Origin of the sequence: Sphingopyxis sp. (genome assembly GCF_025869345.1) — a bacterium.
In the GTDB taxonomy this organism is placed as follows: Bacteria; Pseudomonadota; Alphaproteobacteria; order Sphingomonadales; family Sphingomonadaceae; genus Sphingopyxis.
In genome coordinates, this window is record NZ_JAOZVW010000148.1 from 1 (window position 1) to 25,069 (window position 25,069).

The 25,069-nt window shown below is 67.0% G+C and carries 21 protein-coding genes, 2 tRNA genes and 1 pseudogene; 6 read left to right on the forward strand and 18 right to left on the reverse strand.

Annotated features, from left to right (window positions below):
• Window positions 1–71: 71 nt before the first annotated feature.
• Window positions 72–863: an inositol monophosphatase gene (locus tag OJI97_RS16480; RefSeq protein ID WP_367184779.1), complete on the reverse strand. Its 792-nt coding sequence runs from the start codon at window positions 861–863 to the stop codon at window positions 72–74.
• Between the two features lie 112 nt (window positions 864–975).
• Here OJI97_RS16480 and OJI97_RS16485 point away from each other — a divergent pair, with 112 nt between their 5' ends.
• The gene (locus OJI97_RS16485; protein WP_297665280.1) at window positions 976–2,979 is read left to right on the forward strand and encodes a phytase; all 2,004 of its coding nucleotides are present in this window, start codon (window positions 976–978) and stop codon (window positions 2,977–2,979) included.
• A 67-nt stretch (window positions 2,980–3,046) separates the two neighbouring features.
• On the opposite strand, the gene OJI97_RS16490 is transcribed toward OJI97_RS16485, so the two are convergent.
• The 6 genes from OJI97_RS16490 to OJI97_RS16515 all read right to left on the reverse strand — a co-directional run bounded on the left by OJI97_RS16490 (window position 3,047) and on the right by OJI97_RS16515 (window position 9,430).
• Window positions 3,047–3,121, reverse strand: a tRNA-Glu gene (locus OJI97_RS16490).
• Between the two features lie 46 nt (window positions 3,122–3,167).
• A tRNA-Glu gene (locus tag OJI97_RS16495) sits at window positions 3,168–3,243 on the reverse strand.
• A gap of 183 nt (window positions 3,244–3,426) precedes the next feature.
• Window positions 3,427–5,190: a single-stranded-DNA-specific exonuclease RecJ gene (gene recJ / locus OJI97_RS16500; RefSeq protein ID WP_297665282.1), complete on the reverse strand. Its 1,764-nt coding sequence runs from the start codon at window positions 5,188–5,190 to the stop codon at window positions 3,427–3,429.
• Complete coding sequence (locus OJI97_RS16505; protein ID WP_297665284.1) at window positions 5,187–6,695, reverse strand: PH domain-containing protein; 1,509 nt, start codon at window positions 6,693–6,695, stop codon at window positions 5,187–5,189. The genes recJ and OJI97_RS16505 overlap by 4 nt, the downstream gene beginning before the upstream one ends.
• Window positions 6,692–7,219: a PH domain-containing protein gene (locus OJI97_RS16510; RefSeq protein WP_297665285.1), complete on the reverse strand. Its 528-nt coding sequence runs from the start codon at window positions 7,217–7,219 to the stop codon at window positions 6,692–6,694. The genes OJI97_RS16505 and OJI97_RS16510 overlap by 4 nt, the downstream gene beginning before the upstream one ends.
• A 249-nt stretch (window positions 7,220–7,468) precedes the next feature.
• Window positions 7,469–9,430: an alkyl sulfatase dimerization domain-containing protein gene (locus OJI97_RS16515; protein ID WP_297665286.1), complete on the reverse strand. Its 1,962-nt coding sequence runs from the start codon at window positions 9,428–9,430 to the stop codon at window positions 7,469–7,471.
• A gap of 99 nt (window positions 9,431–9,529) precedes the next feature.
• Here OJI97_RS16515 and OJI97_RS16520 point away from each other — a divergent pair, with 99 nt between their 5' ends.
• The gene (locus OJI97_RS16520) at window positions 9,530–10,012 is read left to right on the forward strand and encodes a flavodoxin family protein (RefSeq protein ID WP_297665287.1); all 483 of its coding nucleotides are present in this window, start codon (window positions 9,530–9,532) and stop codon (window positions 10,010–10,012) included.
• A 426-nt stretch (window positions 10,013–10,438) separates the two neighbouring features.
• On the opposite strand, the gene OJI97_RS19035 is transcribed toward OJI97_RS16520, so the two are convergent.
• The 4 genes from OJI97_RS19035 to OJI97_RS16540 form a co-directional block, all read right to left on the reverse strand.
• Complete coding sequence (locus tag OJI97_RS19035; protein ID WP_367184781.1) at window positions 10,439–10,744, reverse strand: DUF6265 family protein; 306 nt, start codon at window positions 10,742–10,744, stop codon at window positions 10,439–10,441.
• A gap of 103 nt (window positions 10,745–10,847) precedes the next feature.
• Window positions 10,848–11,261: a GtrA family protein gene (locus OJI97_RS16530; protein ID WP_297665290.1), complete on the reverse strand. Its 414-nt coding sequence runs from the start codon at window positions 11,259–11,261 to the stop codon at window positions 10,848–10,850.
• Window positions 11,258–12,721 (reverse strand): glycosyltransferase family 39 protein, encoded by a 1,464-nt coding sequence (locus OJI97_RS16535; protein WP_297665292.1) that lies wholly within the window; start codon window positions 12,719–12,721, stop codon window positions 11,258–11,260. Before OJI97_RS16535 ends, OJI97_RS16530 begins: the two co-directional genes overlap by 4 nt.
• Window positions 12,718–13,704, reverse strand: coding sequence for a glycosyltransferase family 2 protein (locus tag OJI97_RS16540; RefSeq protein ID WP_367184780.1), 987 nt, complete (start codon window positions 13,702–13,704; stop codon window positions 12,718–12,720). Before OJI97_RS16540 ends, OJI97_RS16535 begins: the two co-directional genes overlap by 4 nt.
• 379 nt (window positions 13,705–14,083) lie before the next feature.
• Between OJI97_RS16540 and OJI97_RS16545 the strand changes: the two genes are divergently transcribed.
• Window positions 14,084–15,577, forward strand: a complete 1,494-nt coding sequence (locus tag OJI97_RS16545) for a CpaF family protein (RefSeq protein ID WP_297665295.1) — start codon at window positions 14,084–14,086, stop codon at window positions 15,575–15,577.
• 103 nt (window positions 15,578–15,680) lie between these two features.
• On the opposite strand, the gene OJI97_RS16550 is transcribed toward OJI97_RS16545, so the two are convergent.
• Complete coding sequence (locus tag OJI97_RS16550; RefSeq protein WP_297665297.1) at window positions 15,681–15,854, reverse strand: hypothetical protein; 174 nt, start codon at window positions 15,852–15,854, stop codon at window positions 15,681–15,683.
• A gap of 69 nt (window positions 15,855–15,923) precedes the next feature.
• Here OJI97_RS16550 and OJI97_RS16555 point away from each other — a divergent pair, with 69 nt between their 5' ends.
• Entirely contained in the window at window positions 15,924–16,724 is an 801-nt protein-coding gene (locus tag OJI97_RS16555) for a methyltransferase domain-containing protein (RefSeq protein WP_297665299.1), read from the forward strand.
• Window positions 16,725–16,729: 5 nt separating this feature from the next.
• The gene (aat, locus tag OJI97_RS16560) at window positions 16,730–17,488 is read left to right on the forward strand and encodes a leucyl/phenylalanyl-tRNA--protein transferase (protein WP_297665310.1); all 759 of its coding nucleotides are present in this window, start codon (window positions 16,730–16,732) and stop codon (window positions 17,486–17,488) included.
• Window positions 17,489–17,532: 44 nt separating this feature from the next.
• Here the strand turns inward: aat and OJI97_RS16565 are convergent.
• From OJI97_RS16565 to OJI97_RS16580, 4 genes and pseudogenes are all read right to left on the reverse strand, one after another.
• Window positions 17,533–17,769: pseudogene (locus OJI97_RS16565) on the reverse strand (DUF2155 domain-containing protein); the annotation flags it as partial.
• Between the two features lie 169 nt (window positions 17,770–17,938).
• Window positions 17,939–18,325, reverse strand: a complete 387-nt coding sequence (locus OJI97_RS16570) for an NADH:ubiquinone oxidoreductase subunit NDUFA12 (RefSeq protein ID WP_297665300.1) — start codon at window positions 18,323–18,325, stop codon at window positions 17,939–17,941.
• A 61-nt stretch (window positions 18,326–18,386) separates the two neighbouring features.
• Window positions 18,387–18,836, reverse strand: coding sequence for a DUF192 domain-containing protein (locus OJI97_RS16575; RefSeq protein ID WP_297665301.1), 450 nt, complete (start codon window positions 18,834–18,836; stop codon window positions 18,387–18,389).
• 36 nt (window positions 18,837–18,872) lie between these two features.
• Entirely contained in the window at window positions 18,873–19,445 is a 573-nt protein-coding gene (locus OJI97_RS16580) for a RecX family transcriptional regulator (protein WP_297665302.1), read from the reverse strand.
• Between the two features lie 178 nt (window positions 19,446–19,623).
• Between OJI97_RS16580 and OJI97_RS16585 the strand changes: the two genes are divergently transcribed.
• Window positions 19,624–21,375 (forward strand): fatty acyl-AMP ligase, encoded by a 1,752-nt coding sequence (locus OJI97_RS16585; protein ID WP_297665304.1) that lies wholly within the window; start codon window positions 19,624–19,626, stop codon window positions 21,373–21,375.
• Between the two features lie 216 nt (window positions 21,376–21,591).
• Here the strand turns inward: OJI97_RS16585 and OJI97_RS16590 are convergent, their stop codons facing one another.
• Together OJI97_RS16590 and OJI97_RS16595 are read right to left on the reverse strand one after the other, a co-directional pair.
• A complete protein-coding gene (locus tag OJI97_RS16590) occupies window positions 21,592–22,674 on the reverse strand; it encodes a PepSY domain-containing protein (protein WP_297665312.1) in 1,083 nt (360 codons plus the stop codon).
• A 2-nt stretch (window positions 22,675–22,676) separates the two neighbouring features.
• On the reverse strand, window positions 22,677–24,893 hold the full coding sequence (locus OJI97_RS16595; protein WP_297665306.1) for a TonB-dependent receptor: 2,217 nt from the start codon (window positions 24,891–24,893) through the stop codon (window positions 22,677–22,679).
• Window positions 24,894–25,069: the final 176 nt, after the last annotated feature.

Sequence of the window (25,069 nt, forward strand, 5' to 3'; positions counted from 1 at the left end):
CTCTCCCAACCCTCTCCCCTGAAGGGGAGAGGGCTTTACGCCCGCTCACCACCCCTAAGCCGCCTGCAAACCTAAACCCGCGCCAGCGCCGCCAGCAATTCCCGATGAAGCGCCGGCGTCGATGCCAGCACCGTGCCGTTCATCAGGTCGAGCGCATGGCCGCGCGTATCGGTGACGATCCCGCCCGCCTCGCGGACGATCGCGACCCCGGCGGCCATGTCCCACGCGCTGACGCTCTGTTCCCAATAGGCGTCGTGGCGGCCGCAGGCGACCCACGCCATATCGATCGCGCCCGCGCCGAGGCGGCGGATGCCGGTAACGCGCGGGGTCAGCCGCCCCATCTCGGCGTAAAATTGCGCGTGGTCCGGCTTGGTCGCAAAGGGAATGCCGACCCCCAGCACCGATTCCTCGATCGTCGTGCGCGCCGAAATATGGATGCGCTGTTCGCCCAGCCACGCGCCGCTGCCGGTCTCGGCCCAGAACAGCTCGTCCATCGCGGGAACATAGGTGACTCCGGCAACGACCTCGCCTTGCCGCGTCAGCGCGATGTTGACGGCGAAGAGTGGGGATCCTGTCAGGAAGTTGGTCGTACCGTCCAGGGGATCGACCACCCACACATGGTCGGCGTCGCGGCCGGGGGTCAGCCCGCCTTCCTCGCCGAGGAAGCCGTAATCGGGGGCATGGGCCATCAACCGATCGCGGACGGTGGCCTCGGCCTTCAGGTCGGCCTCGGTGAACATGTCGGCGGCGCCGGCCTTGCTGTGGACCGTGAGCGTCGCGATGCGCTGCCGGTCGGCGATCAATCCTTCGCCGGCGGCGTGAGCGGCGGCGATCATGGCGGAAATAAGGGATGACATCGGCATGGAATGAATATACGTTCTGTTTTCTAATAAAGATAGAAAAAATATTCTGAAAATAAACGGTCGTGCCGTTGCAGCGGTCCCGCCGCTTTCCGGGTGAAGAGGGAGGGTTAGAGTGAAAACCAGTTTCTATGCAATCGCCGCCGCGCTGGCGGCCGTTCCCGCCATCGCGAGCGCTGCCCCCGATGGCGCCGCACTCCCTGCCGTCGCCGCATCGGCGGAGACGCAGGCGACGCAAGGGTCGGGGGCCGATGGCGCCGCCGTGATCGCCGATCCCGGCGATCCGTCGCGCACGCTGATCCTCGCGGGCGCCGAATCGGCGGGGATCGAGGTTTTCGATTTGAAGGGACAGCGCATTGCGACGCACAAGGTCGGTAATGTCCGCGCGCTCGATCTTCGCGCCGGTGCCGCGCCGGGCGGTGCGCCGTTGCTTGCCGCGCTCGACGGCAAGGCGAACGCGCCCAAGCTGTTCCGCGTCGGCACGGGCGGCGCCCCCACGCCGCTCGCGCTGACCGGGGTCGCGCCCGCAATGACCGTCGCGGGGCTCTGCTTCTCGCGCAGCCACCGCGACGGCACCCTCTATCTCTTCCTCGTCGGCGACCAGGGCGAGATCGAGCAATGGGGGCTTTCCGCCGACGCTTCGGGGGCGATGAGCGGCCGCATCGCGCGGCGCTGGTCGCTGGGGTCGGAGATCGGCTATTGCGCCGCTGACGATCGCGGTTCGGTCTATTTTTCGCAGGAAGCCGTCGGCGTCTGGCGCTTCGCGGCCGAGCCCGAGGCCGAGATCAAGCCCGAGATCGTCGACATCGTCCGCCTCGGCCATATCATCGACGAAGCGAAGGGCGTCGCCATCGCCGCCGACGGGCGGCTGCTCGTTTCGGACGCCAAGGCCGACCGGCTGAATATCTACGACCCCGCCGACGATCATGCCTATCTCGGCTCGGTCGCGCTCGCGGCGGGCACCGACAAGGTCGAGGACGCGGGCAGCATCACCATCGCCGGTCCGGTCGCGGTCGTCGCCGACGACGACAATGCGCCCGAACAGCCCAATTTCAAGATCGCAAGCTGGCCCGCGCTGCTCGCCGCCGCGGGCCTCTCCGAACGCCCCGCCGCTCCGGGGCCCGCGACGATGCCGCTGGCGCGTCCGACGGTCGAGACCGTCCCGGTCGAAACCGGCGGCGATGCGGCCGACGATCCCGCGATCTGGATCGACCCTGCCGACCCCGCGCAAAGCGTCATCATCGGCACGCAGAAGCAGTCGGGGCTCTATGTCTATGGCCTCGATGGCAAGGTGCTCCAATATCTGCCCGACGGACGCATGAACAATGTCGACCTGCGCAGCGGTTTCCGTCTCGGCGGACGCGACGTCGCGCTGGTGACGGCCAGCAACCGCACGACGAAGGGCATATCGATCTATGCGCTCGACCCCGCGACGCGTCGGCTGACCGATGTCGCCGACGGGCTGCAGAACACCGGCTTCGAAGACCCCTATGGCCTGTGCATGTATCGCAGCGCGAAGACGAAAAAGACCTATGTCTTCGTCAACCAGACCGACGGCAGGATGCGCCAGTGGGAACTGGTCGGGACCCCCGCGGGCAAGGTGCGCGCGAAGCTGGTGCGCGACCTGCCCTTCGCGAGCCAGGTCGAGGGCTGCGTTGCCGACGATGAGACGGGGATGCTCTATACCGGCGAGGAGGATGTCGGCATCTGGCGCGAAGGCGCCGAACCGCGCGGCGGCCCTGCGCGCACGATGCTGGCGAAAATTACCGACAATCCCGCGCTCAAGGACGATATGGAGGGCATGGGCCTCTATGCGATGGCGGGCGGCAAGGGCTATCTGGTCGTCTCGAGCCAGGGCAACGACAGCTATGCGGTCTTCCGCCGCGAAGGCGGCAACGCCTATGTCGGCTCGTTCCGCATCGGCGCCGACATGGCGGCGGGGATCGACGGCGTCTCCGAAACCGACGGCCTCGATGTCAGCAGCCTCGCGGCAGGGCCCAACTTCCCGCACGGCCTGATGGTCGCGCAGGACGGCCGCAACGTTTCGCCGCCCGAGAATCAGAATTTCAAGCTGGTGCCGTGGGAACGGGTGGCAAAGGCGCTCGGCCTCGATCTTTGATCGCATCCCGCTGTGCACCTGGTGCGCAGCGGGTCTGCCTCGGCCCGTGGTCGATGTTGTGTCGGAATGGTGACCCCTACGGGAATCGAACCCGTGTTTCAGCCGTGAGAGGGCCGCGTCCTGACCGCTAGACGAAGGGGCCTTATGGTCGGATGTCTAGATGGGCGAGCCGACCGCCCGCTTCACCGTGGTGACCCCTACGGGACTCGAACCCGTGTTTTCGCCGTGAAAGGGCGACGTCCTAGACCGCTAGACGAAGGGGCCGTCAAACCGGTGAAGCGGCGCCTTAGACGGGCGCTTCCATGCGGTCAAGCGCCGATTGGCGCGGGAACGCCCGCCGGTTCCTCGAGTGTTTTCAAGTCAGGTGGAATCACCCGACGATTCGGAAAACACGGTATCGCAAGAATCCAGAGCGCTGGTTTGGATTCCATCAAAACCGAACGCCCCCTAGTCGGCCCAGGCGGCATCTTCGAGGTGGAGTTCGGCGGCGGGGCGGCTGCCCCAGTCGTCGCGCTTCGCGCGCCCCGCGAGCCACAGCTTGCGCCCGCGCGCATTCAGCAGCGATTGCCCCAATTCGCTCTCGGCGCTGCGAAAGGCGATCGCCTTGAAGCGCGCGCCGTCGTCGCCCGCCACGATCAGCCGGACATGGTCGGTGCCGACGATCCCCGATTCGACGATCCGCACCGGTCCGGTCGCGACACGCGGCGCGGGCCAGCCGGCACCGTAAGGCCCCGCGCTCTCGATCGCGTCGCACCACAGCGGATTGATTCCGCGCGGCGCGAGCACCGCGTCGATCAGCAGCGCCTTGTCGCCGCTCGCGCGCTCGACGTCGGCGGCGAGCCGGTCATTGAGGAAGGCGCCGAGCGCATCGACCTGGCCCGCCTCGACGGTCAGCCCCGCCGCCATTGCATGGCCGCCGCCCGCGACGAGCAGCCCGGTCTCCTTCGCGGCGAGGATCGCGGCGCCGAGGTCGACGCCCGAGATCGAGCGCCCCGACCCTTTGCCGACGCCGTCCTCGTCGACCGCGATGACGATCGCGGGGCGATGCAGCTTTTCTTTCAGGCGTCCGGCAACGATCCCGATCACGCCGGGATGCCAGCCTTGCCCGGCGACGATCGCGACGGGCGCGTTGGCGCAGGCGCCGCTCGCCGCCATCGCTTCGTCAAGCACCGCCGCTTCGATCGCGCGGCGCTCCTCGTTGAGGCGATTCAGCTCCTGCGCGATCTCGGCGGCTTCCTGCGGATCGCTCGTGGTGAGCAGCCGCACGCCGAGGTCGGACTTGCCGACGCGGCCGCCTGCGTTGATCCGCGGGCCGAGCGCGAAGCCCATGTCGCTCGCACTCGGCGGCCTGGTCAGCCGCGCCGCGTCCATCAGCGCCGCCATGCCGATATTGCCGCGCCGTGCCATCACCTTGAGGCCCTGCGTCACCAGCGCGCGGTTGAAGCCGGTGAGCCGCGCGACGTCGGCGACGGTGCCCAGCGCGACGAGGTCGAGCAGTTCGATCAGCGCGGGCTCGGCGCGGCTGCCGAAATGCCCGCGCGCGCGCAATGTGCGGAGCAGCGCGGCGCCGAGCAGGAAGGCGACGCCGACCGCGGCGAGGTTGCCGTGGATCGCCGCTTCGGCCTCCTCGTCGAGCCGGTTCGGGTTCACCACCGCGAAGGCGTCGGGAAGGATGGTCGCGCATTGATGGTGATCGACGATGATCACCTCGACTCCCGCCGCCTTCGCTTCGGCGATCGCATCGAACGCCTGGGCGCCGCAATCCACCGTGACGACAAGCCGCGATCCCGCCGCGCCGATCTTGACCAGCGCGGCGCCCGACGGGCCATAGCCTTCCATCAATCGGTCGGGGATATAGGCGCCGACCGGCACATCGAGGGCGCGGAGCAGGCGGACGAGCAGCGCCGCCGAGGTTGCGCCATCGACGTCGTAATCGCCGAAGATCGTCACCGCCTCGCGGGCCTCGACCGCGTCGGCGAGCCGCGCGGCGGCGGCGTCCATATCGCGGAACAGCGACGGGTCGGGCATGAAGCCGCGCAGGGTCGGGGCGCGCTGACGCTCCAGATCGTCACGCTCGACGCCGCGCGCGAGCAGCAATTGGGTGACGAGATCGTCGGGCGCGAGGCTTTCGCCGCCCATCTCCGCGCTCGTCCGCCGCCAGTGCCACGGCTGGCCGAGGATCGAGCGCGTGATGCCGAGTGCAGCAGTCATGTGCGCGCTCCCGCGCCGAGAATCCGGGCGCGTAAATCTTTCGCTGTGCCGAGCGGGATCGCCGGAATCTCATGCGCGCCGAGCGCGCTGCCGCCAGGCACCCCGAAGACGAGCGTCGCGAGGCCGAGCGGGCGGAGGATGAAGTCGGTCTTGAGGTCGATGCTCTGCACCGAGGCGTGCGGGAGCAAGGTCGTCCGAGGCTTCCAGAAGCCGCTGCGGATCGCGACCATGTCGCCGGTGTCGGTCCACTGGTGGAAGCGCGTGCCGATCAGCGCAAAGGCCGCGATCAGCCCCGCCGCGACGACCGCGATCCAGCCGATCGGCTGTCCGAAAAAGACCGCCAGGCTGCCGCCGATCGCCGCGCAGGCGGCGCCGACGAGCCCGCCGAGCGCGATGATGCGGTGGCTGTGCGACCAGGGACCGCCGGGGGCGGGGCGCTCGATCGCGACCTCGGCCAGCACCGGATCAATATCGTCGAGGGTGCCGAAGGGGACGATCTGATGGTCCTTCTCCTTCTCGCCATCGGTCGCCAGGCTTTGCAGGCGCAGTTCGTGCCAGCCGAAGCGCTGCCGCAGGCAGCCGGTGACGAGGATCGCCGCCTGCACGCGCTTCACCGGCACCGCGACGTCGGTGCGTGTCGTCAGGCCGCGCGTGCGGCGCAGCGCGCGGGGCTCGCGCATCAGGCGGAAATTCCAGTTGGCGAACGCCATCGTCGCGATGCCGCTCGCGAAACCGATGAAGAGGAGCGAGATCGCGGCGCCGAGACCGGCGACCCAGCGATGCGCGAGCAGCCAGCTATCGAGGCCATAGCGTTCGGCAAGGTCGATCCAGTCGACGGGATTGAAGACGTTGAAGTCGAAGGGCAGCAGCCCGTCGAAGAATTGCATCGCGGCGCCGACGATCGCGAGCGCGGCGAGCGAGAAATTGAAGAGGCCGGCGATCAGCAATCGGCGCGGCCCCATCGCGAAGAGCAGCCGGTCTTCGGCGGGTGCGGGTGCATCGGATGCCGCGACGGCGACCGGGATGCTCCGATGCGCGCGGATCGTCGCGCGCAGCGCTTCGGCAGCGTCGAGGCCGATTGCGTCGAGCGTCGCGTCATTCTCCTTGCCGCTGCCCGCGCCGGTCTCCAGCCCCACCTTCGCGATGCCGAGCGCGCGCGCGACCAGCCCCTGCTCGATCCCGACATCCTGGATGCGGTCGAAGGGGATGGTGCGGTGCTGGCGCGACAGCACGCCGCTTTCGATGACGATCTCGTCCACACCGACCGCGAAGCGGAAGCGCAGCCAATGGAGCCAGGCGAAGACGAGCGAGACGAGGAGGAAGAGGAGCAGCGCGGGGGCGACATAAGCCCATTTGCCCGCGATCCCGATCGCCGCGAGCGCGGGCACGAAATTGAGCGTGCGCGGCCCAAGCTGAACGATCGACAGCGCCAGCGTCGCGGGGTGGAGCCGCTGCCAGTGCGGCTCGGCCGCATCGGTCGCGGGCAGGGCGGCGGCGTCGCTCATGCGAAATCGGTCTGGATGTGGCGGCGGATCGTCTCGCGCATCGCGGCGGCGAGATCGGCATGCAGGCCGGGCAGCGTCACCATGGAGTTGTGGGTGCCCGAGGTGTGGACGACGAGGTGCGACAGACCGAACAGGCGCTCGACCGGCCCCTGCCCGACGTCGATATGCTGGACGCGCACGAAGGGGACGATGGTGTCGGTGCGAAACAGCCAGCCGCGCGCGACGCGAAGCTGCCCCTCGCCGATCTTGAAGCCCCAGCGCGTGACGCGCCGCGCCGGAAAGCTGACGATCATGGTGATCGCGATCAGCCACGCCGCGACGCTGAGCAGCCCGAACGGCCCGCCGATCCGCGGCATCACGAGGATATCGACGAGCGTCGCCGCGACCGCGAGCGGCAGCAGGGTGAGCGCGGTCGTCACGCGCAGCACATGCACGAAAGCCGGATCGACCGGATCGAGCCCCTCGCGCGCATTGAGCGCGTCGGGTGCGAAAGGGTCGGTGGGCGCTGCGGGCGTGTCGGTCATGCGTAGGTATTTAGGGGGATCGCCGCAGACTGAAACCTCTAATTCGGTTCGGGCAATGGCTGAAGCCGAACTTTCGACCATCCTCCCTCGTCATCCCCGCGACGGCGGGGATCCAGCTTTCTTTGCGCCTTCGTGCCTTTGTGCGAGACATCATGATCTCGCACAAAGGCACGAAGGCACAAAGAGAAGGGTAATAGCTGGGGGCCCGCCTTCGCGGGGATGACGAAGACAGGGTCGGCCTCTTCCTTCTTACGGCTCGACCACATGAAACCGCGGGTCGGCGGGCGGATGGAGCGCGAACCACGACAGGAAGGCCATTTTGTCGCCGTCGATGCGGATCGCGCCCGACTGAAGCAGCGCCGGGAACGCTGCCTGCCCCAGCATCACATCGTCGAGCGTCCCCCGGTCGATGGTGATCGTCGCGGTCGGCGCGGCGTCGGTCACGCCGTAGCGGGGAAACTCGACCCCGCCCTCGACGACCACCGCGACCGCTTCCTTGCTGTCGGGCAGCACGAACTGGAACGTCCCTTTCAGCGCCGATCCCTTCGCCGCGTCGAACCGCGTCGTGAGCGCATCGAAAAAGACGCCGGTCGGGATCGCGCTGACGAAGCTGCGGCTCTGACCGTTGCTCGTCGACGCCGCGACCTCGGTGCCGCGCAAAGTCGCGGCGGCGGCGAGATAATAGTTGCGCCACGCCCCCGACTCCGCCTGATAGCCCATCTGGTCATAGGCCGAGGCGAGCGCGCTGCGTGCTGCCTTGTTGGCGGGTTCGGCAAAGACGAGCTTGTTCAAAAGCTCGGCCGCCCAGCGATAATCGCCCGCCGCGATCGCCGCCTGGCCCGCCGCGAGCAGCTTGTCGGCGCCGCCCGCGAGCGCGACATATTTGGGCGCCGACTGTTCGGGTGGCAGCGGGTTGAAATTGGCGGGATTGCCGTCCCACCAGCCGAAATAGCGCTGATAGGTCGCCTTCATGTCGTGGTTGAGCGTGCCGTAATAGCCGCGCGTCGAGAAATCGTTCGCCTGCACCGGCGCCTCGGGCGTCTGGTCGGCGAGTTCGTGCAGCGTCGCGCCGCGATTGGCGAGAAAGAGCGTGCGGTCGTGGACATAGCGATAGGCGTCGCGCTGATGGGTGAGCAGTTCGCTCACCTCGCCCGCCCCCCAGGTCGGCCAGTGGTGCGATCCCATCGCGACCTCGGCGCTGCCGCCCCATTTGAGCAGCATCGCGTCGATCACCTTCGACCAGCGCAGCGCGTCGCGCACCTGCGCCCCGCGCAGGGTCAGGATATTGTGGAGATTGTGCGTCACCACCTCGGTCGTGTGCAGCGCCTTGTAAGCGGGAATGTAGAAGACGAATTCGGCGGGCGCCTCGGTGCCGCCGGCGTCCATGAAGTCGAACGCCAGCCCGTCGATGGTCAGCGTGCCGCCCTTCTCGCTCAGCGTCTCGGTCGGCTCCATATAGCCGATCGTCCCTGACGACAGCTTGGGGCCGAGCCCGGTGTCGACCTGTCCCGCCGGGCCGGGGGGCAGGATCGCACCGAACATATAGAGCGCGCGCCGCCCCATCGCGGCACCGGCCAGGACATTCTCCGCCGTCGCTTCCTCCGAAAAGCCGTGCGGCGCGATGATGCGGACCTTGCCCGCCTTGACGTCGGCCGCGCTGACGATCCCGCCGACGCCGCCGAAATGGTCGCTGTGGCTGTGGCTGAAGATCACCGCCTTGATCGGCCGCTGGCCTTCCTTCGCCTCGACCGTGTCGGCGAACAATTTCCATCCCGCGGCGGCCGCCTCTTCGGAGAGCAGCGGATCGACGACGATCCAGCCGCTCTTGCCGCGGATGATCGTCATCACCGAAATATCATAGCCGCGAAGCTGCCAGATCTTGCCCGGCACCACCTCGAACAGTCCGTGGACCGCGTTGAGCCGCGCCTGCCGCCACAGCGAGGGATTCACCGTGTCGGGCGCCTTGGTCTGGTTCAGGAAATCATAGGGGCGGCGGTCCCACACGGTCTTGCCGTCCTTGCCCAGGATCACCCCGCCCGGAATCTCGGCGAGCTTGCCGCGCATGACATTGGCCTCGTCGCGCGGATCATCGAGCGGCAGGCGCTTTGCCAGTTCGGCCTGCGCGGCGCGGGTCGCTTCGCTCGCGGCGTCCTGCGCCAGAGCGGTGGCGGGCAGGGCGGCGGTCAGCAGCAATAGGATCAGTCGGCGCATGTCTCTCTCCCCTGATATCGTCCTGCTTGCGCCGCGCGCCGCGGCTTGGCAAGCGATGGCTCCGTGGGCGCGGGCGAGCGCAGCATAGAGGATTGCTCGATGGAAGAATGCAAACTTCTTGTCATTTGGCACAGCCGCACCGGCGGCAGCCGTGCGCTTGCCGAAGCCGCCGCCGCTGGGGCGGCGGGCGCGAGCCTCGTCGCGGCGGATGACGTCACCCCCGATCGCCTGCTCAAGGCGGGCGGCTATCTCTTCGTCGGCCCCGAAAATCTCGCCGCGCTGTCGGGGGCGATGAAGGAGATGTTCGACCGCTGCTACTATCCCTGCCTCGGCCGGATCGAGGGGCGCCCCTATGCGACGATCATCTGCGCGGGCTCCGACGGCGAAAACGCCCAGCGCCAACTCGACCGCATCGCGACCGGCTGGCGGCTGCGGCGCGTCGCCGATCCGGTGATCGTCAACACGGCCGCGCAGACGCCCGAGGCGATTCTGGCGCCGAAGACGATCCCGGCGAACCGCCTCGCCGAAGCACGCAACCTGGGCGCGGCGCTGGCGGAAGGGCTAGCGGCGGGAATTTTCTGAAGGGGGCGGGCCATTGCCGGGTCCGCTTTGGGGCGGTGAGCGGACGTAGCTGATCCTCCCCGGCACGGGGAGGGGGGCCATGCGAAGCATGGTGGAGGGGCACCCTCGGTTTACGCTTCGATCCAGAAAAGGCGCGCCATGACGCACCTGCCCCTCCACCACCTTCGGTGGTCCCCCTCCCCGTGCCGGGGAGGATATTAAGTCCGCAATCGGTCGAAACCTGCCACCCCATAAATTCGCGCAGAAGCCGCAGAGAAGGAAACTCTTCATCTCTGCGGCGTCTGCGCGAATCCATATCAAAGCCGTCTTCGCGGCCACCATAGCTATCGCCCGAAAACCCGCGTCTATTCCCCGCTTTCAGCCGCCCGTTCTCGCGCCAGTAGCGGATGCGCTGCGGATAATCATGCGCCGGGCTGGCGAGCTCGATCATCGGCCCCCCGCCGCCCCCATCGGAAATTCGGCCGTGGGGCGTCCGAGCGGCGGAGCGAAGCAGGACAGTGTCCCATCGGCCTTTTCGCACGATCCGCCTATGCTCAAAGACGGCGAGCGCCTCGCCGCGCCCATGCGCGCCGCACTGATCGTCATCCCGCCGCGCGGCGGGGTCCAATATTCGTCGGCCCAGCGATTTTCGGACGCCGTCTGTTCCCACGCCCCCGCCATCCAGGCCGGAAACGGTGCAGGAGCTTCCGACGCTGCGGCTCCGCCCGCCGCAGCCAGCACTGCCAAGACCATGATTGCCTGCCGCGTCGGCAGCCCCTTTGCGCCGCAACATATCGCCCCGCGCACGCCGCAAAGGCAAGGCCATAGTATTATTTAACCCTATCGCCGGCTGAGGCTATTCACCGGCGCTGGCGGCATCCGGCACATTGCGATAAACAAAATGCCGCATCGCAAGATAGGTCCCGACGGCAAGCCAAGGGATCAGCAGAAGCTGCGCCAGCAGCGACCCGAGCCCCAGGACGCCCAGCATCATCAATAACCCGCTGTTCACGGCGCATTGCCCTGCATAAACGCCCAGAAAACGCGGCAGCAGCGCGACATCCGTGTTGCGGAACACCAAATGTCCGATCGACCCGAAGTTGAACAGCGCGCCCAGTGCGGTCGATGCCATCACCCCCGACAGCGGCGGCGCGCCGAGCGCGATCAACGCCGCGAACAATAGATAACCGACAAGCGTGTTGACGACGCCGACCGCCAGAAAGCGCAGAAAGCGCGAGCGGCGCATCGCTGCGATCGACCGGGCGGTCATGGCTGCGAGGTCTCGAACAGACAGGCTACCGGATCGAAACGCCCGGCGGGGCGGCACTCGTAGCGCGGATAACGCGCCTGAAGCCGCGCGAGCAGCGCCGGGTCCTTCGGCCACCCCGCCATGCGCCCGGCGACCAGAATGACGCCGACGCGCGAACCCGCCGGCAAGCGATCGTCGATATGGGGATGGCTCTCCGTGGCCGTGCGGGCGACAACCGGAATCGTTCGGTGCGACCGGGTCAGGAAAAAACCGCCGACCTTTGCCAAATTCGCCGTCCCGATATGGCGACCGGCCGGATCATCGAGAACGAAGAGCATGGCGTCGGGGTGCCGGGCTTCGACCCAGTCGGAAGCATCCTCCCACGCGAGCCAGCCAGCGCTTCCATAGGGGGGCGACCAGAACTGCATTGCCAGAACCGCCGTAGCCGCCGCCGTCATGACCGGCAGGCGCCAGCCCGGCCGCATGGCATGATAGAGGTTGACCGCGATCAACGCGGCCATCGGCACGAAGACCGCCATATAACGCGGCACCACCAGCGGCGATCGCTGCGAAACCAGCGCCAGCACCACCGCGACCACCAGCATGGAAACGAGGTAGCCCGTGAACGGAAAGGCAGGCAGCGCCAGCCGGCGCTGCGACCGGACCCGCAGGGAAAAAGGCAACAGGGCGAACAGCAGCCAATAGACGGGATCGCTCCACATGCTGAAAATCAGGGCGATCAGCGATTCGCCGAACCCCAGCGGCGCAATCCAGAAATTCCCTCCCGTCTTGCTGAGCATATAGGGCAGATGCCAGGCGAGCCAGGGCGCGAGCAGCAAGGCCGTGGCAACGCCGCCCAGCACGACATGGCCGACCCGCCTGGCGCGCCAGCCGTCATACAGCAGCACGGCCCAGATGCACGCCGCGAACAGAAATCCGAAATAATGGGTGAGGCAAAGCAGGATCGAAAGGCCGATCAAGGCCAGCCATCCCTTTCCGTCCCATTTTTCGCGAACGCGCCAATGCGCCAGCATCAGCAGCAGCGCGAGGAACATCTGCATCGCATAGCTGCGCGCTTCGCTTGCCTGCCACACGGCGGCAGCCGGAACGGCCAGCGCAATGGCGGCCAGCAACGCGGCGTCGCGTCCGTGGCGGCGCCCCATCGCCCAGGCGCCGACCGCAATGACGGCCAGCGAGAATAACAGGCTGGGCATACGCAGCGCGATATTCGATGCCCCGAACAGACGGGTCCAGACATCGATAAGCAAATAGTGCAGGGGAGGATGGACATCCGCCGCCAGCCACGTCGGCAGCAGCGCACCGATGCGCGACTGGCTCACCGCGCCGGTAAAGATTTCGTCGAGCCATAGCGGCTTGCCGGTCATCAGCATGACCCGCCGACTGATCGCCACGCCCACGAGCAGCACCGCGCAAACGGTCAGGAGCGTACGCGTAAACCTTGACGTTCCCATCGCATTCATGCCCGCATAGGCTGATCGGTCCATTGATCATCTCCTGCAGGAGGCGAGGCCGTTTCGGATGAGCGGATGCTATCTGTTTCAACGACATAGAGGGGACGATTGCGCACTTCCTGCGCGATGCGCCCGACATATTCCCCCATAATCCCCAGGCTGATGAGGTTGAAGGCGCCGAGGAGGAGGATGCTGACCATCAACGACGCGTAGCCCGGCGTTTCGACACCCGAAATCATCGTCCGGATTATCAGAAAGCCCGCATAACCCGTCGCGGCCAGCGCCACCGTCAGCCCGACATAAGTCCATATCCGAAGCGGGGCGGTGGTCGATGCCGTGATGCCGTCGAGGGCGAGCCGCCACAATCCGCGCATGCCCCATTTTGTCGAGCCATGCTGGCGCACCTCGCGAGCATAATGGACTTCCGCAACGCGAAACCCGACCCACGAGAACAGTCCCTTGTTGAATCTGGCCTTTTCGCCCAACTGGTTGATGACATCCACCGCCGCGCGATCGAGCAGGCGATAATCACCGACATTTTCGGGAATGGGATCGTCGGCCACCATATTGATCAGCCGGTAAAAGGCCTTGGCACTGACGCGTTTGAACCATCGGTCGCTGGTTCGGTCCGTCCGGCGGGCGTTGACGACCCGCGCGCCATCCAGCCAGCACCGAACCATGTCGGGAATGATGTCGGGCGGATCCTGCAGATCGACGTCCATCGGAATGACCGCGTCGCCGACAGCGTGACGCAGCCCGGCAGCCAGCGCTGCCTCCTTGCCGAAATTGCGCGACAGGCGGATCGATCGCACGTCGGCGCAGCTTCCGGCCAATATCGCCAGCATGTCGGCGGTCCGGTCGCTGCTGCCGTCATCGACAAACAGAAATTCGCCCCGCGCGCCGGCCCCCATCAAAGACAAGGCTTTCGCGAGATAGGGGCGGGTCCGCTCAAGGAATGGCGAGATCGAATCCTGTTCGTTGAACACCGGCACGACGATCGAGAGAATCTTGCTCATGCTTGCCCTATCATGGCGCGCCGGGCCGGGTGCCGAACGACGATTCCTGCTAGGAGAAAATGGTTAATGAAGGGTGAGTTTGCGGCGGGCCGGACGCGTTCGGGCCCGGCGCCGGGGAATGAACTCCGCTGTGAATCTGGTCGGAATTTGCGATGGACCGACGTCTTCCACCGCCCTTGCCTTTCCTTCCCATCGATTCCGAAGCCCGAATATCGCCATCAACCGGCAGGTCCCGTCTCACTTTCCGCATTAGGAGATTATCAAAGTTTCCCATTTATTCACCTTGCCCAATGGGGGTTCGTCCGCGCGGTGCGCGGCAATGTCCAACGTGTTGATTTGAAGCAGGACAAAGCGAATGAGTGCATTCGGACGCCGACCCGGAACCGCTGGCCGCCCCGCCTTTGGCGTAGCGAAGCCGATGCAGACGGGCCCTGGCATGGGCGGCTCGCAATTCCCCGCGATCGACACGCCCGCGCCCGAGGCGCCGCTGGCGATTCCGTCGAACCTGACCCCCGAACAGGAAGCGATGGAGCGGCTGAACCAGCGCTCGACCGCCGAAATGGCCGAACCCGAAAAGGCGCAAGGCTTCGAGGCGTCGGTCCACAAGATCAAGGAACAGGTGCTGCCGCGCCTGCTCGAACGCGTCGACCCCGAGGCCGCGGCGACGCTGAGCAAGGACGAGCTGACCGAGGAATTCCGCCCGATCATTCTCGAAGTGCTCGCCGAGCTTCGCATCACCCTCAATCGCCGCGAACAGTTCGCGCTCGAAAAGGTGCTCGTCGACGAACTGCTCGGCTTCGGGCCGCTCGAAGAGCTGCTGTCCGATCCCGACATTTCCGACATCATGGTCAACGGGCCGTATCAGACCTATATCGAACGCAAGGGCCAGCTCGTCATCGCGCCGATCCAGTTCCGCGACGAACAGCATCTGTTCCAGATCGCGCAGCGCATCTGCAACATGGTCGGCCGCCGCGTCGACCAGACGACGCCGCTCGCCGACGCCCGTTTGAAGGACGGCAGCCGCGTCAACGTCATCGTGCCGCCGCTGTCGCTTCGCGGCACCGCGATCTCGATTCGTAAATTCTCGGCCAAGCCGATTACGCTCGACATGCTCTGCCAGTGGGGCGCGATGAGCCAGAAGATGTGCACCGCGCTGAAAATCGCGGGCGCCAGCCGCTTCAACATCGTCATCTCGGGCGGCACCGGCTCGGGCAAGACGACGATGCTCAACGCGCTGTCGAAGATGATCGACCCCGGCGAGCGCGTGCTGACGATCGAGGACGCCGCCGAGCTTCGCCTGCAACAGCCGCACTGGCTGCCGCTCGAAACGCGCCCCGCGAACCTCGAGGGCAACGGCGCGATCCACATGGGCGATCTCGTGAAGAACGCGCTGCGTATGCGTCCCGACCGCATCATCATGGGCGAGGTTCGCGGCGCCGAATGTTTTGATCTTCTCGCCGCGATGAACACGGGTCACGACGGATCCATGTGCACGCTCCACGCGAACAGCCCGCGCGAATGCCTCGGCCGTATGGAGAATATGGTGCTGATGGGCGACATCAAGATTCCGAAGGAAGCGATCTCGAAGCAGATCGCCGACTCGGTCGACCTGATCGTCCAGATCAAGCGCCTGCGCGACGGCTCGCGCCGCGTCACCAACGTCACCGAGGTGATCGGCATGGAAGGCGACGTCATCGTCACCCAGGAATTGTTCAAGTTCGAATATCAGGACGAGGACAAGGACGGCAAGATCATCGGCGAATATCGCGCGATGGGCCTGCGCCCCTACACGCTGGAAAAGGCGCGCCAGTTCGGCTTCGATCAGCCCTATCTGGAGGCGTGCCTGTAACATGGCGTCGCCCCCGCGAAGGCGGGGGCCGCTGTCGGCCTTTTCCTGCGTCGCAGCGTAAATCGACGGCGGCCCCCGCCTTCGCGGGGGCGACGCAGTCTTTCTAACCCTTCAACCCGAACGCCGCCGCGAACAGCGCCACGATGACGCTGACCAGCGCGATGCCGCGCCAGGGCATGAAACCGACCGCATCGACGTCGCGCCGGTTGCGGCGACGATGGTCGGCGACCTCGGCGACCACCGCGAGCACGGCGCCGACTGCGCTCACCGTCAGCATCGACCCTTGCATTGATGCGCATCCCTTCGCAAACAGGGGGCGTCTTCTCCCCCGGAAAGAGGTGCCCATATGCGTCCGCTGATCCTTGTTGCAAGTGCTCTCGTCGCCCTCGCGGCGCCCGCTCTCGCCGAAAGCCCGCAGGGCGACGCCATCGCGGACGCGGTCGCCGCGCCGACGCGCACCCCCGCCAATGTCGCGCGCGACCGCTATCGCCACCCTGCCGAAACCCTCGCCTTCTTCGGCGTGAAGCCCGGCGACACGATCGTCGAGCTGTGGCCCGGCGGCGGCTGGTACACCGAAATCCTCGCGCCGCTGTCGAAGGCAGGCGGCGGCACGCTCTACGCCGCGGCGCCCTGGGAAAAGGGCCTCAATCGCATCCGCGAATGGCAGGGCGCGAAGCCCGGCGTCTATGGCGCGGTCAGGCTCGCCGAATTTCCCGCGACCGGCGCGGGGCCGAAAGTCCCCGACGGCAGCGCCGATTTCGTCCTGACCTTTCGCAACATCCACAATTGGCGCTTCGGCGGCAAGGATAACACCGCCGAGGCCTTTCGGCAGATCTATGCGATGCTGAAGCCCGGCGGCGTGCTCGGCGTCGAGGAGCATCGCCTGCCCGAGGACATGGATTCGGCGCTCGAGGAAAAGAGCGGCTATATGAAGCGCTCGTCGGTCGTCGCCTTCGCCGAGGCCGCGGGCTTCCAGCTCGCGGGCGAAAGCGACGTCAACGCCAACCCCAAGGATACGCACGATTATCCGGGCGGCGTGTGGACGCTGCCGCCGACGCTGGCGAAAAAGGACGTCGACCGCGACAAATATCTGGCGATCGGCGAATCGGATCGCATGACGCTCAAATTCGTGAAGCCCGCGCCCTGAAACATCTGGAGAGCATCGACCCCGCGCTGCTGCTCAGCGCCTATGCGCAGGGGCTGTTCCCGATGGCCGACGCGGCCGACGACCCGTCGGTCCACTGGGTCGAGCCGCGGCTGCGCGCGATCCTGCCGCTCGACGGCTTTCACCTGTCGAAAAGCCTCAGGAAAATCATCGTCTCCGATCGCTTCCGCGTTACCACCGACACCGCGTTCCGCGCCATGATGGCGCTGTGCGCCGAGCCTGCCGACGACCGGCCGACGACCTGGATCAACCCGGTCATCAAGACGAGCTACGAGCGCCTGTTCCAGCTCGGCCACGCGCACAGCGTCGAATGCTGGCTGGACGGCGAACTCGCCGGCGGCCTCTATGGCGTGTCGCTCGGCCGCGCCTTCTTCGGCGAATCGATGGTCAGCCGCGCGCGCGATGCCTCGAAGGTCGCGCTCGCGCATCTCGTCGCGCGGCTAAAGGCGGGCGGGTGGAAGCTGCTCGACTGCCAGTTCATCACCCCGCATCTCGCCAGCCTGGGCGCGATCGAAATCCCCCAGGCCGATTATCTGGCGCGGCTTTATTCGGTGCTGTCGGACGGTGCCGCCTTGGGCGCAGGGGCAGGCGTGGGGGCGGGTGCGGGCGCGGGGGCGCCCTCGCCGCCGTTCGTCGCCGGCGACTGGGGCGCGCTCGACGCCTTGGGTGCGGGCGCCGCCGATTTGGGCGCTGCGCGCTGGACAGGCTCGCCGCCCGGATATGTCATCGCGCAGCTTTTGACATAGACGTCGAAGATCGGGTGCTGGATCACGTTGCGCTCGGGGCGCTCCTTGAAGATCCAGCCCGAAAAGACGCGATACCATTTGTCGTCGCGCTGGTCCTGCACCGTCAGCTGCACGAAGGCGCCGGTTTCGGGCGGGTCCTCCCACGGCGCGGTCTGTTCGCAGGCGCGCAGGCGCACGATCGCGCGGCCGACCCGCGCGGTCTCGCCGGGCTTCATCTCCAGCTCGCGGACGAGGCCGTTGCGCTTGTTGAGCAACCCGAGCACCGCGACGCGCTGACCCATCGGGGTCGCCCCCTCGATCCCGCCGACTTCCTGCGGCACATGCTCCGACTTGGCGAGCTGCGCCGTGGTTTCGCCCGGCCGCTTGCCGCCGTTCCGGTCGCACGCGGTCAGCGCGGTCGCGGCCAGCAGCGCGAGCAGCGCGGTGCGGGTGAGAGCGGCGGTCACGACCTCAGTCGGCGCCCGGACGCCAGGCCTCGTAATCGCCGGTCGCCGCAGCGCGGTGCCCGCCGCGTTCGAGCGCGCCGGCGGGGCGATAGGCGCCGAGGCTGCCGGTCAGATTGGCGCTCGGTTCCTTTTCCCACGCGCGCGGCGCGGGCAGCGCCTCGCCGGGCAGTTCGTCGAGCGTGCCGTGCAGCCAGCCGTGCCATTCGGGCGGAACGCGGCTCGCATCGTTGGAGCCGTTGTAGAGGACCCAGCGGCGATCGCCCTTCCTGGCGCGATAGTAGCGATTGCCGAGGCTGTCCTCGCCGACCTTCTCGCCGCTGCTCCAGCTGTTCAGCAACGTGCCGACGGTCGCGCCGTCCCACCAGGTGAAAATCTTGCCGAGGATGCTCATGGCTGCGGCGTTTACAGGCAAGGGCGCGCGGTTCGCAAGCGCCAAACGGTGCGGCGCGCCGCTATTTTCCATCTTTCCACGTCACCCGGGCGCTCTCGTCGAGCCCGAGCCGCGCCGCGGTGCCGCCCGCGAGTTCGAGCACCGCCGCGACCTCGCCGCCGCTGACCACGGGTTCGAGCGATTCGGGGATCGTATTCTCGGCGATGCGATCGATGCTGCCGTCGGCGCGCACGAAGACCATGTCGAGCGGGATCAGCGTGTTCTTCATCCAGAAGCTCGCGAGCTTCGGCTTGGCGAAGGGAAACAACATGCCGCCGTTCGCGGGCAAGCTGGTGCGGAACATCAGACCCTGCTCCTGTTCGGCTTCGGTGCGCGCGACCTCCACATCGAAACTGTGCGTCTTGTCCGCCATCGCGATCGTCAGCGGGATCGTCGTGCCGCTTTCAGCTTTGTTACACGCCGCCACCGGCAGCGCGAGCGACAGGGCCAGGGCGGTGAACAGCGCGCGCATCGACAGATCCTTATCCTTGAAATCGTGACGGCGGGACTAATCGAGCGCCGTTTCGGCGTCCAGTGCCGCCAGCGCGTCGCCGTCCCCCGGCGGGACGGCCAGGATACGCCGTGCCAGCGCGAGGCTGTGGCCGGCGCGCGCGAAGGCCGCGACCTGCCGCTCTCGCTCCTTCGGATCTTCGCTGGCGCGCGCCGAAAAGGGCCCGAGTCGCCGTCGGCGCGCGAAGCCGATCGCCGATGCCATCGCCTTGTCTTCGGCCTCGGCGATCGCATCGCCGCTGTCGTCGGGCGCTATGCCATCGACGAACAGCTGCGCCTTCACACGCCGCACGCCGAGGCCGCGCCGCGTCATCGCGCCGGCGCGCATCGCGGCATATTGCTTGTCGTCGAGGAATTGCAGCCGTTCCATACGGTCGGCGACAGCTTCGCACGCCGCCATGGCGTCGCCATCGTCCGTCCATTCGGATTCGCGAACCTTTCTCGTCAGATAGCGCGTCAGCTTCGCCCGGCTCGTCGCGAATCGCGCGACATAGGCGAGCGCCAGTTCGTCGAGCCGGGCTGCGCCGAGCGGTTTACGGGAACGGTCGGACCGAGAAGCGCGAGACACCATGCCATGTTTATGCCACAGTCGAGCCCGATTGAGAACGATCAGCACCGCCATATCGGGGGCTAACGCCCGAAAATGGGCCTTTTTGTTCCAACCTTAGAGGGTCGCGCAAGGCAACATGGCTGAAAAAAATGACATGATTGTTGCCGCGCGCCCCGATTCCCGGGACCCCGCACGCCCTATGACCGAAAATCCCATCCCCGCGGTGGACGACCTCGTCTCCACGCCGACCCTGTGCGCCCAGCCGCGCCGTTTTTCGGACTTCGCCACCGTCGGCGAAGCGCTCGATTATGCCGCAAGCGGCACGCGCGGGCTCAATTTCCACGATCCGCGCGGAAAGCTGATCCGTCCCTATCCCTATCGCGAGCTCAAGGCCGACGCGCTGGCCGCCGCCTATCGCCTCGTCGCCGCGGGCGTCCGGCCCGGTGAACGCATCGCGCTGATCGCCGAGACCGGCCCCGAATTCGCCGCGCTCTTCTTCGGCACCATCTACGCCGGCGCCTGGCCGGTGCCGCTGCCGCTGCCGACCAGCTTCGGCGGGCGCGAATCCTATGTCGGCCAGCTTGTCGTCCAGCTCACGAGCTGCGACCCTAAGATGCTGTTCTTCCCGCCCGAAATCGCCGCGATGGCGACCGAGGCCGCCGAGCAGCGCGGTGTCGCGCCGATGGACTGGAGCGCGTTCGCGACGCGCGCCGCCCCGATCGCCGCGCTTCCCGAGCAAAAGACCGACGAAACCTGCTACCTCCAGTACAGCAGCGGCTCGACGCGCTTCCCGCATGGCGTCGCGGTGACGCATGGCGCGCTGCTCAACAATCTCGCCGCGCATTCGCACGGTATGCATGTGCAGGACAGCGATCGCTGCGTGTCGTGGCTGCCCTGGTATCACGACATGGGCCTCGTCGGCTGCCTGCTCTCGCCCGTCGCCAACCAGGTTTCGGTCGATTATCTCAAGACCGAGGATTTCGCCCGCCGCCCTCTCGCCTGGCTCGACCTGATCAGCCGCAATCAGGGCACGACGCTCAGCTATTCGCCGACCTTCGGCTACGACATCTGTGCGCGCCGCGTGTCGAGCCAGACGCATGTCGCCGACCGCTTCGACCTGTCGCGCTGGCGCGTCGCGGGCAACGGCGCCGACATGATCCGCCCCGACGTGATGCAAAGCTTCGTCGACGCCTTCGCCGACGCGGGCTTCAAGGCCAGCGCCTTCCTGCCGAGTTACGGCCTCGCCGAAGCGACGCTCGCGGTCAGCATCATGCCGCCGGGCGAAGGCATCGTCGTCGAACTGGTCGAGGAAACCGAGCTGTCGGGCGCCTCGACCGACGCCGGCCGCCCGACCCGCTATCGCGCGATCGTCAACTGCGGCCGCGCGGCGCGCGACATGGTGATCGAGGTCCGCGACGAGGCGGGCAACATCCTGCCCGACCAGACGGTCGGCAAGGTGTGGTGCACCGGCCCGTCGCTGATGACCGGCTATTACCGCGATCCCGAGGCGACCGCCGCCTGCATGGCCGACGGCTGGCTCGATACCGGCGATATGGGCTATTTGTCGGACGGTTACATCTATATCGTCGGCCGCGCCAAGGACATGATCATCATCAACGGCAAGAATCACTGGCCGCAGGACATCGAATGGGCGGTCGAGCAGCTTCCCGGTTTCAAGTCGGGCGACATCGCCGCCTTTGCGATCACCACGCCGGGGGGCGAGGAAACCCCCGCGGTGCTGGTCCAGTGCCGCACCAGCGACGACGCCGAACGCATCGCGCTGCGCGAAACGATCCGCGACCGCGTCCGCGCGATCACCGGCATGAACTGCCTCATTGAACTGATCCCGCCGCGCACGCTGCCGCGCACCAGTTCGGGCAAGCTCAGCCGCTCGAAGGCGCGCGCGCAATATCTGGCGGGCGAAATCCAGCCGCTGGCGATCGCGGCCTAGGGTCCTGACCCTAGCCCACGCGCGACGCCAGCGGGATCACCCCGGAATTGATCCGGGGGCTCTTTCGCGCAGCGCCGGATTCCTTACTTTGTCATCCCCGCGAAAGCGGGGACCCAGAGCGTGCGTCGGCTAACCCCACACTGGGTTCCGCTTTCGCGGGAATGACGAAGGGGAGGAGGGGGCCGCTCCCCACCCCGAAACGGACGCCGCTCGTGGCTATGCCGCCAGCATCGCCTTCTTCATCACCCGCTTCGCGGGCTTCGGCCGGCGGAACCAGAAGGTCCACACCGCGAAGCTGCCGAGCATCGTCAGCGACAGGCCCGAAATCGTCATCACCAGCCGCCACGGCAGCCCGCCGATCTTGGCGGCGTGGATCGGGAAGGCCTTGTTGAACGCCTGCGCGCCGCTCGGCATCGCGAGCGCGTCGCGCGCGCCGAGCAGCTTGCCGGTCGCAGCGTCGAACCACAAGGTCGAGCGGCCGTTGGGCAGCCATTCGGCTTGCTGGCGCATCCTCAGCATGATCGGATCGCCAGCCTTGCGCGGCAGACTGAGGATGCGGAACTCGGCATCGGGGAAGCGGCGGCGCGCCTCGGTCAGCATCGCGGCATAGTCGGGCTGTGCGGCGAGCGGGCCGCTCGCATATTTCGGCGGCTTCATCGCCCTGGCGGCCGCGGCGGGCGAACCGAAGGGTGCGATCATCGCCATTGCGAAGGGCTGAAAGATCATCATCGTGCCGGTGACGACCGACAACAGGAGCAGCGGGGCGGCGACGATGCCGAGGTCGCGGTGATGCGTGACGATCGCCGGACGGCTCATCCGCTTCGGCCAGAGCCGGAAGGAGAAGGTGCGCCGCGTCCGCCACCAGAGGATGACGCCGCTGATCACGAAGAACAGCCCGCACAGGCCCGCGATGCCGATCACCCATTCGCCGCTGTCGCCCGCGAAGAGATGGTGGTGGAAGTCGAATATCCAGAGCTCGGGCCGCTCCCACTGGCTCGCCCAGCGGGTGACGATCTCGCCCGACTGGCTGGCATAGGCGCCCGCTTCCTTGCCGAGGCGGAGCTGGTGGAGCCCGAAGCGCTCGTCGGCATAGATGATGCCCTGCGCCCCCGGCGTCGCCATCAACCGCTCGGTCGCGGCGACCACCGTCGGCAGGTCGCCGCGCAGCGCGTCGCCGCTATGGGGCAGGGCGATCCAGCTTGTCTCGTGGAGCAGGATCGTGCCCGACAGGCCCATGAGCGCGAGCACGAGGCCGATCAGGCCGCCGGTCCAGCGGTGGAGCGTGTCGAGCAACTGCATCATCAGAACCGGTAATCCCACCCCAGCGTGAAGGTCCGCCCGCGGCCCGCGAAATAGGCCGCGACCGGCGCGTCGGTCGCTTCGCGCGTATCGCTCGAATAGTCGATATAGAATTTGTCGAACAGATTCTGCACCGACAGGCTCAGCCCGCCGAAGCCGGTCTGATAGCGCAGGCTGGCATCGGTGATGACGTAGCCGCCGAAATCGTTGAGCGGTTTGGGGTTCGCCTTGCCGTGGAAGTCGCGCTTCAGGAAGAATTGCGTCTGCACGAGCGCCGAGACGGGCCCCTTGTTGTAGCTGGCGTTGAGGTTCAGGCGGTCGGGCGAGATGTTGCTGCCGTCGAGGTCGGTGTCGACGATCCCGTCAGGATTGGCGCTGTCGCTGTCATAGCGGCCCTTGAGATGGGCATAGCCGACCCCGACTTTCAGCCCGTCGACCGGCAGCGCCACGCGCAGGTTGATCTCGAGGCCCTGGATCTCGACACGCTGGCGCTGGACGTCGAAGATGCGGTCGGGGCGGGCGATGAGGAGCTGGCCTTTGTCGCTCGACGACCAGAAATAGGTCGCGCTCGCGTCGAGCGGGCCGCGCTTCAACTCGACGCCGATCTCGCGGTTGTTCGAGACGATCGGCGAGATGTCGAGATAATTATCGATGTCGATCCCGGCGGTCTTCACCGCGCGGGTGATGCGGCCGATGTCGGGGACGGTGAAGCCCTCGGCATAGCTCGCATAGGCGCGGATGCCCTGCCACGGCTCGACGATGATGCCGCCGTTGATCAAGAGGTCGTCGAACTTGGGCTTGCCGCCCCCGACATCGACGCCGCCATAGGTCGAAAGGCCGCAATTGGTGGTGACGGTCGCGGTGCAGGCGACATAGGTGGTCGAGGCGAGGGTGTGATAATCGTCGATTTTGATCTTCACATTTTCCCAGCGCACCCCGCCCGCGAGGCGGACGAGCCCATCGAACAGCTTGAGGTTCGCCTGGCCGAAGGGGGCGAGGCTGCGAAAATCGCTCGGCGGCACCCAGACGCGGCCGGTGGCGATCAGCGCCTGCTCGGTCTTGTCGACGAGCGCGTCGAAGCCGAGGGTGACGGTCAGCGCCTCGAAGCCGGGGACCGCGCGCTCATAGCTGAATTTGGCGCCGAGCTTGCGGCTGCGGTTCTGCGACTGGTCGAACAAGGTGCCTTGCGGCGCGAGGGCAGGATCCTGGAAGGTCGCCTGCGTCAATATCTCGCCACCAAAGGTGTCGCGGCTGCGGTTGAAGAAGATCTGGCTGACGAAATTGCCGCCGCCAAGGTCGGTGTCGGTCAGCGACAGCGCGACGCTTTCGGTGCGGTTCTGCGCCGGCTCGCCCGGCGGATCGCCGCGCACCGCGCTCGTCGGGATACCGAGCGCGCGGTTGCCCGCGACCGCGACATAATCGCCGTCGCCCTTGAGCTCGTAGCGGCTGGCGATCAGGTCGAGCCGCGCGGTCGGCGACACTTCATAGCCGAGGCGTGCGAAGAGCGAGAGGGTCCGCGAATCCTGCGTCTCGCCCTGCGTCAGGTTGAGTCCGACGCGGCGCCCTTCGCCGTCGTAGAAGGCGCCGCGCTTTTCCCACGCCGCGCCGAAGGTCGCATCGAAGCGCCCGGCCTTATACTGGACGAGCCCCGCGACCTTGCCGCCGAGCCCGTCGCCCGAAAAGCCGTCGTCGGCGGTGCCTTGCAACAGGAAACGGCCGCCGAGCCCCTCTTCCTTCGGCGCTCCGACCGTCACCTGGTTGACGATGCCGCCGGTGCCGCCGATCCCCTGCAGAGCGTTCGAACCATAGATCAGCTCGACGCGATCGACGAAGAAGCCATCGATCGTGAAGCCGTCGCGGCTGCCGTCGCGCATCGGGGTCGATTGCGGAATGCCGTTGATCGCGTAGAGCGGCGAGCGCCCGCGCAGCGATTCGCCCGAACCCGACAATTTCTGCCGCGTCGGCGAAAAGCTGGGGGTGAGGTTCGAGACCGCGTCGGTCACCGACCCCGAAATCGCGAGCTGCTGGTCGAGCGCGTCCTTGCCGATCAGGTCGATCGTCAGCGGCAGCGCGTTGGGCGGCAGGATCGTGCGTGCGGCGGTGACGACGATGCTGTCGTCGCGGGCTGCGCTATCATCGGCGGGCGCGGCGTCCTGCGCGAAAGCGGGGGCGGAAAGCGCGCTCGAAAGCAGCGCCGCGACGATCCATTTGCGATTCATTCTCAACTCCTGTCGAGATTGGCCGCTAGTGCGACACATTCGCAGATGCAAGGGATTTCGGAGGGCCGACCTTCGACCGGAGGCGGACCGATCTCCCTTCGTCATCCCGGACTTGATCCGGGATCCATTGTCTCAGCGCCGGATGAATGGATCCCGGATCAAGTCCGGGATGACGA